Genomic DNA, 11886 nt, shown 5'->3' with positions numbered 1-11886 from the left:
GCTCAGCCCGTGATCCCCCAGGTCTGCGCGATCTCGCGTGTCTCCACGTGCTCGGGGATCGCGGCGAACGTTTGTCGCGCGTCCGGATCGGCGATCGTCGCCGTGCGCCGATCGATCTCCTGCAACGCCTCCACGAGGACGACGCGCGCCTCCTCGACCTCGCCGGCCGCGTGGAGCGCGCGCGCGAGGATCAGCCGCACGAGCCCCTCGCCCTCCTCGAGCGCGCCCACCTCCGTGAGCAGCTTGCGCGACGCGCGCGCGTTCACGAGCGCCTCCTCCACGTTGCCCACCACGAGCAGCACCCGCGCGAGCGTCGCGTGCCCGTGGCAGAGGTACGGCGGCGCGACCGCGAGCCGATCCACCGCGCGCCGCGCCTCGGCCTCTGCCTCCGCGACATCGCCGCGCATCAGGTGGATCGTCGCGAGCTCGTCGCGCCCCACGCCTTCGAGCCGACGATCCCCGTGCGCCGAAAACTCCGCGACGGCCTGCTCTTCGAGCGTCTTGGCCTCGTCGAGCCGGCCCATCCGCGCGAACGCGTACCCGAGGTCGCGCTGCGCCGACGAGACGATGTGCTTCGCGCCCATGCGCTCGGCGTCCACGATCGCCGGCACGAGCGCCTTCTCCGCGCCGATCCAGTCGCCGACTTCGAGACACGACGCGCCGTAGTTCGCGCGCTGGAGACACGCGTTGCGCACGTCGCCGGCCTTTTCAAAACCTTCGGCCGAGAGCGCGAAGAACCGCGCCGACGCGCCCGTCTCGCCCACGAACGGCGCGCGGAACGCCCGCGCGCGCTCGCGCCAGCCGACGGCCAGTGGTTTCTCCGACGCGCCCCCGAGCCGCTCGAGCTCCTTGAACAGCGACTCCGCGAGCTCGTTTTTTCCGAGCAGCAGCGCCGCCGTCGAGGTGCGCGAGAGCGCCGCGATGTGCCCGTCGCTCGCGGGCGCCTCCTGCATACACGCGACCGTGAGCAGCGCGTCGCCGAGGACCTCGACGCGCTCGACGCTGCCGAGCTTGCCGAACACGCTCGCCATCTCGCCGACCGCGAAGAGCCACGGATCGCTGCCCGCGGGCAGGATCTGGATCGCTTCGAGCCCGCGCTCTTCGGCCTCGCTGAACTTGCCTTGCCAGCGGTACGCCTCGGCCTGGCGCAGCCGGAGGCGACCCAGCTCTTCGCCCTGCGCGCCGCAGGTGATCGCTCGCTCGCTCCGCTCGATCACGGCCTCGAAGTCGCTGCCTTCGAGCGCCGTCTCCGCCGCGCGCGCGTACCACGAGGCCGCGCGGATCAGATCCCCGCCACGCTCGTGGTGCTGCGCGAGCACCATCGCCTCGGTCTCGCCCACCGATTCGAGCCATGCGGCCGCGAGGCGATGGCCGAGCATGCGATCGGCGTCCGTGAGCGTCGCGTACGCCGCCTCGCGCACGAGCGCGTTGCGGAACGCGTGATCCTCCTGATCGAGGAACCTGCGCGAGGTGCGGCGCACGACGAGCTCGCGCTCGACGAGCGTGCCGAGCGCCTCGCGTACGGACGCCTCTTTTTTCTCGCCGCCGACGAGCGCGGCCGCGCCCGCGGGCCAGAAGACGTCGCCGAACACGCTCGCGGCGCGGAGGATGCGGCGCTCGACGGCCTCGAGCTCTTCGAGGCGCGCTTGCACCATCGCGAGCACCGTGCCCGGCAGCGCGTCGCCGCGGCCCGAGGCGACGGCGCGCACGATCTCTTCGAGGTAAAACGGATTGCCCGCCGCGCGCTCGATGATACGCGCCGTGAGATCCGGCGTGGCCGTGCTCCCGAGCCACACCTTGCAGAGCTGCTCGCTCGCCCGCCGCCCGAGCTCGCCGAGGCGAACCTCCTGCATGCCGCGCTCCTCCCACAGGCGCGGGAAGACGCGCGAAATTTCGGTGCGCGCGAGCGCGAGCACGCAGAGCGGCTTCTCCCGCGCGTGGCGCAGCGCCGCGTCGATGAGCCGCACCGTCGACAGATCGCCGAAGTGCAGATCGTCGAGCAGCAGCAGCACGGGCGTCTTCGTGCACTCCGCGAAGAGCCAGTCCTCGAACGCGCGGCGCATCTGATCACCCATCAGCATCGCGTCCGCGCGGGCCGCGGCGAGCAGGTGGCTGCGCTCCGCCGGCAAACGCAGGCCGAGGATCTCGCCGAGGAAGACGGTCACGCGCACGACGTCGTCGGCAGCGACGCACGACGCGACACGCGCGAGGAGTTTTTCCTCCTGCACGGACGCGAGCGCGCCGACCTCGATGCCCGCCGCGGCGCGGATGATCTGCGCGAGCATGTTGAACGTGGAGCCCGCGGCCATCGGATCGCCGCGCGCGACCCACACTTCGAGGTCGTGCCCTGCCGCGTCGAGCCTGCGGAGCACCTCCGTCGCGACGCGCGACTTGCCGACGCCCGCGGGCCCCGTCACCAGCGAGACGCGCGCGATCGGCTCCGCGATGCTCTCCTCCATGATCGCGACGAGCGTGCCGATCTCGCGCTCGCGCCCGACACACGGGCTCGGCTTGCCGAGCAACGTGCGCGCGGCATCCGCGCGATCCCGCACCGCCTCGAGCACCCGCGTAACACCCTCTTCCCGCACGTCGAAGCGCGCGTCGAGCAGGCCCGCCGTCACCTCGTCGACGAACACGCGCCCCTCCATTTGCACGCCCTCGCGGCGCGCCGCCGAGAGCGTGCGCGCGGCCGACTCCGCGGCCTCGCCGACCGGGAGCTGCTGGGCCACGAGGCCACGCCCCGTCGCCACCGCGATCGGCACGCCCGGCAAGAGCTCGCGGAGCGCGATCGCCGCCCGCGCGGCCCGCGCCGCGAGATCGATCGCGGCCGCGGCGCCCGTGAACACCGCGAGCAGCGAGCCGTCGACGAGCTGTTCGAGCTTGCCGCCGTACGCCGCCGCGGCGCCGTTCAGATCGTCGAGTGTGCCCGCGGTGCCGCTCACGGCGTCGCCGCCGAAGCTCGGCAGGCTGCGGCGGAGGATGGCCTCCGCCATCATCCCCGGCGTGAGCGTCACGTCCGTCTCGGGGGAGTCGCCGTCCGCGATCGTCTTCGAGAACGTGCTCGTCGCGAGCACGACGCAGAGGAGCTGCTGCTCGCGCACGGTGATCGCCGGCCTGCTCACCACGGACGAGTGCACGAACTCGCTGCTCGACGGCCCTCCGGGCAGCGGCCCGAGCGCGTCGACCGCGGCCACGATCATCGATCCATCGCGCGGCCTGCCTGCGGGATCCTTGCAGAGCATCGACGTGACCAGCAGATCGAGCGCGGCCGGCGTCTCGCTGCGGATCGTGCGCACGCGCGGCGGCTCCTCGAACAGGATGCGCGAAAGCGTGGCCATGAGCTGCTCCGAGGCGAACGCGGGCCGCCCCGTCAGGCACTCGAAGAGCATCGCGCCGAGGGAAAACACGTCGGCGCGCGCGTCCACGTCCTTGCGCCCTTGCGCCTGCTCGGGGGCCATGTACCCGGGCGTCCCGAGCAACGTGCCCGTGCGTGTCGCGAGCGTCCGGCCGTAACCGAGCCGCGCGATGCCGAAGTCGAGCAGCTTCGCCTCGTCCACGTCGCCGCGGGGCAGGAACACGTTGCTCGGCTTCACGTCGCGATGAACGATCCCGCGCGCGTGGGCTGCGCCGAGCGCGTCTGCCACGCGCCGCGCGAGCCGGATCGCCTCGTCGAGCGGCAAGCGGCCGCGCGCGAGGCGATCGGAGAGGTCCTCGCCTTCGAGCCACTCCATCACGAGGAAGAGCTCGCCTGCGGGCAGCGACCCGTGGGAGACGTAGCGGACGATGCCGGGATGCCGGAGCTCGGCGAGCAACACGGCTTCGGCCGAGAAGCGCTCCATCTCGCGCACGTTGCGTCCGCCGAGGACCTTGACCGCGACCACGGCGCCCGTCTCCAGATCACGCGCGCGGTAGATCGTGGCCATCCCGCCCGCGATCGTGTGATCGTCGAGTTCGAAACGCGCGGCGACCCGCATCCCTGGCTTCAACATCGCCCCGGAATTCTATCCGGGCGGATGTGCGATCATCCAAGTCATTTCGCGGCCCTCCGCGTGTCCTCTTCGATCGACCCGGGCGGTTCATGGTCAGGGCCGACACCAAGACAAAAGCCCCAAGGCGGCGCGCCTCCCCCCCTTGCTCGCGCACCTTCCGGCGGCGCATGATGCACGCGTCAAATGGGCCATTTCCTCATCGGTGACGCGGATTTCGAGTACCGGAGCTTCGCGACGTTCCCGCTCCTCGCGCACGTCCTCGGGGTCGGGCGGATGTTCTGCGCGCCGCGCTTCGAGCTCGTCGACGAGGAGGGCGCGCCACTCGACGAGGAGGACGCCTTCCTCGCGGAGCTCGGCGAGGCCGCGCCGCAGCTCTTTCTGCCTTACGGCGAGGACCTCGTCACCCTGCCCTCCACGGCGGACCTCGACCTCGTCCTCGGCCACCTGCTCGCGAGGCTGCGGCAAGCGGACGTGCACATCCGTGTGCTGCGCGATGAGGGCCATGACGGCGCGCGCGTGCGCTGGTCCCTCCCCTTCGTGTGGGAGCTGCGCAAAGACGAATGGGGCGCGTTGCTCGCGACGATCCAGGCGGCCCTGCCTGGAGAGACGTCACTCTCGCTCGAATTTTTGCAGGCAGAGGAGACGGAGGAGCTTCTCGATCGGCTCTTCGATCCGGACACGCCGCTCGGGCGGCTCGTCTCGGTCTTGCCGGAGACCCACGCCTTCGGCCTCGCGGCGCTGGCCTTCGCGGTCGCGCACGACATGCCGGTGTTCACGGTCGAGGACGAGCCCGTGTTTTACACGTTCGACGAAGGTGGCGAGTCGCCGCGGTTCATGAGCCGGCTCGAATCGACGGTGCTCGCCGCGCCGGAGGAGACGCGGATCGAGCAGGTGAACGTGCACGCGGATTCGGCGCTGCAGGCGCTCGAAGAGGAGCGGATCGCGGACGCGCTCGCGGACGCGGCGCAGGCGCGGGCGTGGACGTGGGGCGTGCGGGACGCGGCGGCGATCGCGGGGGCGTATCGATCGAGCGCGACGGCGTGGCTCGAAGCGGGCGAGCTCGATCGGGCGATCACGGACGCGTCGTGGGCGATTTACCTGGAGCCGGACGCGGACGCGTTCGATACCCGCGGGATCGCGCGGCACCTCGTGGGCGACGTGGCGGGGGCGATCGCCGATTACACGAGCTCGCTGGAGCTCGATCCCGAGGCGGCGCGGGTGCTCTCGAACCGGGCCGAGGCGTTTTTCGATCAAGGGGACGACGAGGCGTGTATCGCGGACGCGGAGCGCTCGATGGCGCTGGATCCCGAATACGCGACGGCGTTCGTCTGGCGAGGGCGGGCGCTTTTGCGGATGGGGCGCGCGGACGAGGCGAGAGCGGACGCGGAGCGGGGCGCGGCGCTGGGGGATGCGGCGTTGTGGGAGGAGATGGGCGCCCGGTAGTCAGCGCTTCTTCGGGCGGCGTTACTCCCCGGGCTTCCGTACGAAGGCGCGGAGGGCTTCGATCTTGCCTTTGAGATTCGCCTCTGCGTCAGATTCAACCGGCAGCCGTGCGACGAGTTCCAGGGCCTGCTGGGCAGAATCTTTTGCGCCCTCGACGTCTTCCTTTTCGAGGAGCATGGCGCGCTTGAGATGGCATTGGGCGAGCACCCAGCCGAGCTTCACGTTGTCCGGCGTTCGCTCGAACTGTCGTGTCAAGTTTGAAAGGGCACGCACGCGAACGCGGTCCACCGCATCCGAGTATTTCACCTGGAACGAGAGTACCCTGGCGAGATCCAGGTAGAACCGCTCAAGCACATTTCGCCAAGGAGACCGCATCTCGCCGTACGACTCCAGCTTCTTCGCAAGAGCAGCGACGGCCACCAGCGTTTGGGCGGCGGACCCCCTATCCTTTTTCGCGAGTTGGACCTGGCCCAACATCACGGAATTTCGCAGGCGTTCGAATTCCCATCGCGGGTCTTCCCCGTGCCGGGACGCACATTCCTGGATAATCAACGCGGCTTTCCGAAGCGTGCTCTCTGCTCCGTCGAGGTCTTTATGTTTGGCCAATAAACCAGCAAGCCTGACATAGACCCCCATCAGGTCGGTCTGCATCTCTGGCAGCAAGTCGACGACCGACTCCGGTAGGATTAATTCAACATAGGCAAACAAACTCTGTATTGCCGCGTAAGGCTCACCCATGCGAACGAACAGCCCGGCTTGCTCCTCGGCAATGCGTGTCGTGAGCAGCATGCATCCAAGCGCGTCGTCCGGTTCGCGTGCAGAATGTGCCTCCAGAAGTCGAAGTGCCTCGGCCCAGAAGTCTAGCGCCTCGTTCGTGTCGTCTGCGCGGAGGATGCGGATCCGGGCCAGAATGACGCAAGCCTGCGCTCGCTGGTACGCGTATTTCTCGGGTTCGACGGAACTGGCTTCGAGCCTCGAAAGAAGGTCACGCGCAACCCGCTCCGCCTCGTCATAACGAGCTGTGTTGTAGAGGCTCGTCGTCGCCCCCAGTTCCGCATCGATCCAGTCCTCCGTCGTTGCGAGAGCTTCGAACATCGTGAGCCGCTCCAGCCGCGCGAGTGCAAGATCGGGATCCACGTCGTCCGCAGACACCATCGACGCCAACGAAAATGGTTCCTGCCATTCAGGCAGGTCGGTCGATGCCGCTTTGGGCTCCTCCCCCGGCTCGGCGATGAACGCACGGATCGAGAACAGATCCGGCGCCATTTCTCGCAGGATGCGCTTCAAGGACGAGCGCCCCTCCACCACGATCCCCCCATCGAGCCGTTTCCGATACGCTTCCCGGCGCTCGTTCATCGCCATGAGCATCTGCGTGGCACCCGCGTTCCAGACATCGACGAGCCCCCGCACCCCATCCGCGACGATCCAGTGCACCCCGGGGCTATCGCCACGGGCCAGCTCCACCGCGAGCTGAACGAGACCATCGGGCTCCGGCTCGTGCAACACAAAAGCCCGGCCATGCTCCTTGCACCAGGCCGCCGCCGCCTCACAAAGCCGCGCACGCGGGCGCGGATCATCCCCCACGACCAACCCGAACCAGAACCCTGTCTGGTTCTCCAGGTGGAAAAGGAGCCGCTCGCGCGCCTCCTCCTCTTCGGGGCTCATGGAGTGCGCACGACGTCACGCACGAGCGGGTGAACGTCGTACCAGAAGTCGTCGTTCATGTAACAAAGCACGAGCCCCGAATCGAGGAACCGCAGGAGATATTCCTGCTCGTCGGTATTGATCTCCCGGACGTCTCGCTTCTCGGCAATTCGACGCAAAACGCCGATCTCGTCCTTGTAGAGAGGCATATACGCGCGCCGCGCGACATTCACGATCTTATCGGCCGCCTCAAGGCTCACGCCCTTTCCCGCGAGGTGGATCGCCTCAATGAGCATATTGAGGAGATCCCGCAGGTGTCCGCCGGAAGCTAGAATGAGCTTTTCGAGCGCCTGCTGGTCCGGCAGGATCCGGCGCCAGTCACCGCGCTTGCTCACCAGCGAGATCATCCGGTCCACCACGGCCGTACGTACTCCGGCGCGACTCGTGACACGATAAGCCGGCCACGCCTGGACGGCACCATTGACGAATTGCGCCGGGAGGTTATCGCCCTGGAGCACCAGAAAGGCGGGCACGCTCATCACCATGTGCGTGTTCGGCAGGCCGATTTGGGCCGCATGCGTGAAAAACAGCTCCTCCACGCTGCGCCGCACGCCCTCGGCCCTCTCGAACGTCCCGCGGAGGTGCTCGAGGGAATCCAGGATCACCACCAGCTTCACCGCTTTGCCCGCGCGCTTCGCGAGGGCCTTGAGCACCTCGGCATGATGCGCCCGCACCTGCTCGACCAGCTCGGCGAGCCGGCCGGTGAATGCCGTGCGGACCCGTTCGCGGAAGGACGGGTCGCTCCGGAACGCGAGCTTCAAGTCCCCCACCGGCGTCTTGACCGCGGACTCCTTGACCTCAACCCCACCGGGAACGAGGTCCCGCACGCGCTCCCAGAAGCCCTTTTTCAAGCCCTCGTTGACACCGAGCAACCTCTCATCCGTCAGCCTGTCGCTGATCGCGCCCGCCATGATCAGCAGGAAATCACGAATGTCGACCGCCGAGTGCATGTCAAGGTACTCGTCCAGGTCGACCCGGATCACGAAATACCCCGCCTCCCACAGATCCCTTTCGAGGCGAGAGAACTCCGTCGTCTTGCCCGTCCCGCGAAAGCCAGCGACGAGCTGGACGCTCTCGTTCTCGCTGAACTCGATGTTGTCGAACAGCCGCCGAACAGGGTCGTGATCGTCGTCGTGCAGCGGCTCGTAGAGCTTGCGGTCCGCCTCGTCGAGCAAATCGAGCGGGCGATCACGCAGCGCCTGGAAAAGCGCTTTCTGCACCACGCGAAGATCGGGCTGTTCCATGATCCGTGCGCGAACGCTAGCGGGTCGATCCAAGGACGTCCACCTTCCGAGGTCCCCCCGACCCGCCCGCCCGCGCCACAAGCCGCACCCGACGGCAACCCCGAGCCGCTCCCCCGCCCCGTCGATCGCCCCCGCCCCCTGCCCCGACTCGCTCCCTCCTGCCGTCCACCGCGCCCCCATCCTGCCCCGACTCGCTCCCTCCTACGGTCCACCGCTCCCCCACCCTGCCCCGACGCGCCCACCTGCACGGCCGACCGCACCCCCAAGCGACCCCAGCTCGCCCGAGCATGCCGTCGACCTCATCTTCCGGTGTCCGTCCCACACACTTCACTTACACTCCCGCCCCATGTGGACCCTCACCTCCATCAAGCTCGGCCTCCGGGACCTGCTCGACAAGCGCCGCCCGGACCTCGTCCTCTCGAAGGCCGGCGCCTACTACGAAGCCCAGCTCGAAGAGCAGCTCGCCACGATCGAGGCGCTCCCGCCCGCGCTCACCGGGGGCGCGCCCCACGCGGCGACGCTGGACACGCTCAACGACACACACGACGGATTCGGCGCCGCCATTTACTTCACGACCGAGGTGTATCTGCGACTGCCCGGCGCGAGCCCCCAAACCGTCGCCGCTGCCGAGCGGATCCGCGCCGCGTTTATTCCCCAAATGGCCGAGCTCGGCGCCTCCTATGCCGTCCAAGCCGAGCGCGCCCTCGAACGAAAATCCCTGCTCGTCTCCATGAAAGCCGACCTCGAACGTTTCCCCCTCGCGGACGGCGGCACGTTGCTCGAAACAACCAAAGGATTCCTTGACGCCGGCGAGCAGATCCACCTCACCCTGAGCGATCGCGCCGACGTGCCCAAAGCCGCCCGGAAACAGGCCGCTCAGCTCCGTTCGTCGGCCGTCGGATTGCTCGGGCGCCTGCGAGACGATCTGGTCCGCGAGATCAAGAAAAACCCGGCGCTGCCCCGGGACCTCGAAGCCAAGGTGTTCGGGTACCTCGACACGCTGGAGGCGATGCAGCCAGCCGGAAAGGCCCCGTCACCTGGAGCCACCTCCGGCGGCTGATCACCGCGCCGGCAGCGGCGCCCGCCCGTGCCGCGTGACGACCTTCTGGATCACCGCGAGCGCATCCTCCGCCGAAAACGGCTTTTCGAGCACCGGCCGCCCCGACTCCGCGAGGAACCGCTCCACGTCGGCGCCGAAGCCCACACCCGTCATGAACACGAATCGCTTCGCGACGTCGGGTTTGTCTGCGGCGACCTTCTCGTAAAACGCCTCGCCGCTCATCCCCGGCATCCGGAGATCACAGAGGATCACGTCGAACCGCTGCACCAAAAGGGCCTCCATCGCGCCCTGCGCCCCGCCCGCCACGGAGACCTCGTGCACCCGACCGATCTCCTCGGCAAGAGCACGCGCGAGCGGCGCCTCGTCCTCGACCACGAGCACACGCACGCCGCTCTTGATCGAGCGCGGCGGCGTCGAGGGCATCGGCGGGATTGACGAGTCGCCTCGGCCCGCGGCGGGCAAGACGATCACGAAACGCGCGCCGCGCGGCGGCGCTTCGGCCTCGATGGGGCTCTCGACGTAGATGCGGCCGCCGCTGCGCTCGATGATCTCACGGCTGATCGAGAGGCCGAGCCCCGTGCCCGCGCCAGGCTCCTTCGTGGTGAAGAAGGGATCCCAGATCCGATCGAGGATCTCCGGCGAGATCCCCACGCCCGTGTCGCGCACCTCGATCTCCACCGTGCGTGGATCCTCGCTGCGCGTCGTGACCGTCACGGCGGGCTCGCCGGGCGCGTTGCGCGGGATCGCCTGGGATGCGTTGACGAGCAGGTTCACGAGCACCTGCCCGAGCCGGCCCTCGTCGATGATGACGGGCGGCACGTCGCCGAGGTCGCGGACGATCCGCGCACGCTCGATGATCTGGCCCCGCGTGAGCGAGAGCGCGCTCTCCACCGTGCGGTTCACGTCGACCGCGATGCGGCGGGTGCCGGCCGGCGCGCGCGCGAACATGCGGAGGTCGCGGACGATGTCGACGATGCGGCGCGTCGAGTCGCGCAGCTCGCCGAGCATGTGGTGCACCTGCTCGGAGACGGTCGGGCCGAGATCGACGCCGGGGCCGTCGAGCATGCGCGCCATCATGTCGATGCCGAGCAAGATGAACGCGGCGGGGTTGTTGATCTCGTGCGCGACGCCGGCCGCGAGCGTGCCGAGCGTGGAGAGGCGATCGGCCTGGATGAGGCGCGTGCGCGCGGCGTGCTCGACGCTCACGTCCATGAAGAGGCCCTCGATCGCGACGACCTCGCCGCCCTTGCCGACGAGCGGATAGATCGTGCCGCGCGCGGTGATGGCGTGCGCGCCGCGGCGCGCGAGGCGGGCCTCGTAGGGCGAGGAGCGCATGCCCGCGCGGGCCCGGAGGACGGCCTCGTCGTACGCGGCGGCGCCCTCCTGATCGACGTGCACGCCGCACAAGAACCCCGGCGTGGCGAGCGCCTCGTCGAGCGGGACGCCGAGCAGCCGCTCGGCGCAGTGGTTCAGGTACACGAGCTCGAGCGTCCTCGGATCGAGCCGGAAGATCACGAGCGGAGCGTTGTCGAGCAGCGTGCGGTGTTGCTCTTCGAGCTCACGAATACGCGCGAGGTGCGCGACCACCTCGTGCTCGCTCGCCTCCCACGCCGAGAGATCACGCAGGAGCGCGTGGCAAGCGACGAGCGGATCGTCCTCCACGGCCGTGATCGTCACGGCCACGGGCAGCCGGCGCGCTTCGCCTTCGGGCGTGCGCGCGACGAGGACGAGGCGCGCGTCGGGCTCGGGCAGCCCCACGGCCGGATCGGGCTCGGGATCGAGGAGCGAGCCGATGTTTTGGCCGATGAGCGCCTCGCGCGTGTGGCCCGTGAGCGCGAGCGCGGCGCGGTTCGCGTCGGTGACGCGGCCGCTGCGATCCCACGCGAGCATCGCGTCCCCCGAGGTGTCGAGGATCATCGCGAGCCTGCGCTCCCGCGCGGACCGGAGCGAACGCTCGATGCTCGCGCCGAAGATGTCCCCGATCTCCTCGATCAGATCGACGGGCGCGCGGCTCGCGGCGCCCGGCTCCGCGAAGGTCATGGTGAACGTGGCGAGCGCGCGCTTGCCGTCCGGCGAGCGCACGGGCGCGGCTACGTAGGACCGGTAGCCGGCCTCGCCGACGGAGCGCTCGATCTCGTTGCCGAGGCGCGTGTCGTCGCAAATGTACGGCCGCACCTCGACGTAGACGCGCTGGTAGAAGCTCGGATCGAAGGGGATGCGGGCGCCGAAGCGGACGTTGCCAGGCAGGTTCGGATCGGCGTTGTCGGTGTAGAAGCGCTGGTGTTCCTCGTCGTCGGGCAGGAGCACGGCGATGGAGGCGAACGAGAGGTGCGCCGCGAGCGTGCGCGAGAGGTCCTCGAACGCGGCCGGCGCGAGCAGGCTCGGGTGACGAGCCGCCACGCGGAGCACGGCGTTGAGGACGACGAGCTTGTCCGAATCGGGCACC

6 protein-coding genes are annotated in these 11886 nt (G+C 69.2%); 2 read left to right on the top strand and 4 right to left on the bottom strand.

Going from position 1 to position 11886, the window contains the following annotated elements:
* Positions 1 to 2: 2 nt before the first annotated feature.
* Positions 3 to 3989 (bottom strand): serine/threonine-protein kinase, encoded by a 3987-nt coding sequence (locus E8A74_RS33570; RefSeq protein WP_136933205.1) that lies wholly within the window; start codon positions 3987 to 3989, stop codon positions 3 to 5.
* A 183-nt stretch (positions 3990 to 4172) separates the two neighbouring features.
* On the opposite strand from E8A74_RS33570, the gene E8A74_RS33565 reads away from it, so the two are divergent.
* The gene (locus E8A74_RS33565) at positions 4173 to 5432 is read left to right on the top strand and encodes a tetratricopeptide repeat protein (protein WP_136933204.1); all 1260 of its coding nucleotides are present in this window, start codon (positions 4173 to 4175) and stop codon (positions 5430 to 5432) included.
* A gap of 21 nt (positions 5433 to 5453) precedes the next feature.
* Here the strand turns inward: E8A74_RS33565 and E8A74_RS33560 are convergent, their stop codons facing one another.
* The gene (locus E8A74_RS33560; RefSeq protein ID WP_136933203.1) at positions 5454 to 7097 is read right to left on the bottom strand and encodes a hypothetical protein; all 1644 of its coding nucleotides are present in this window, start codon (positions 7095 to 7097) and stop codon (positions 5454 to 5456) included.
* Positions 7094 to 8380 (bottom strand): hypothetical protein, encoded by a 1287-nt coding sequence (locus E8A74_RS33555; protein WP_136933202.1) that lies wholly within the window; start codon positions 8378 to 8380, stop codon positions 7094 to 7096. The genes E8A74_RS33560 and E8A74_RS33555 overlap by 4 nt, the downstream gene beginning before the upstream one ends.
* A 346-nt stretch (positions 8381 to 8726) precedes the next feature.
* On the opposite strand from E8A74_RS33555, the gene E8A74_RS33550 reads away from it, so the two are divergent.
* Complete coding sequence (locus tag E8A74_RS33550; protein WP_136933201.1) at positions 8727 to 9440, top strand: hypothetical protein; 714 nt, start codon at positions 8727 to 8729, stop codon at positions 9438 to 9440.
* Here the strand turns inward: E8A74_RS33550 and E8A74_RS33545 are convergent, their stop codons facing one another.
* Entirely contained in the window at positions 9441 to 11885 is a 2445-nt protein-coding gene (locus E8A74_RS33545) for an ATP-binding protein (RefSeq protein WP_232379873.1), read from the bottom strand.
* Position 11886 lies beyond the last annotated feature (1 nt).

It is taken from the genome of Polyangium fumosum (genome assembly GCF_005144585.1).
GTDB classification, from domain to species: Bacteria; Myxococcota_A; Polyangia; order Polyangiales; family Polyangiaceae; genus Polyangium; species Polyangium fumosum.
Note: the sequence above shows the minus strand (reverse complement) of the source record. Positions and strands in the feature narration are given on the sequence as shown.

Coding starts and splice junctions, on each gene's coding strand:
- E8A74_RS33560 (WP_136933203.1), bottom strand. CDS start 7,097: ATGAGCCCCGAAGAGGAGGAGGCGCGCGAGCGGCTCCTTTTCCACCTG.
- E8A74_RS33565 (WP_136933204.1), top strand. CDS start 4,173: ATGGGCCATTTCCTCATCGGTGACGCGGATTTCGAGTACCGGAGCTTC.
- E8A74_RS33555 (WP_136933202.1), bottom strand. CDS start 8,380: ATGGAACAGCCCGATCTTCGCGTGGTGCAGAAAGCGCTTTTCCAGGCG.
- E8A74_RS33570 (WP_136933205.1), bottom strand. CDS start 3,989: ATGTTGAAGCCAGGGATGCGGGTCGCCGCGCGTTTCGAACTCGACGAT.
- E8A74_RS33550 (WP_136933201.1), top strand. CDS start 8,727: ATGTGGACCCTCACCTCCATCAAGCTCGGCCTCCGGGACCTGCTCGAC.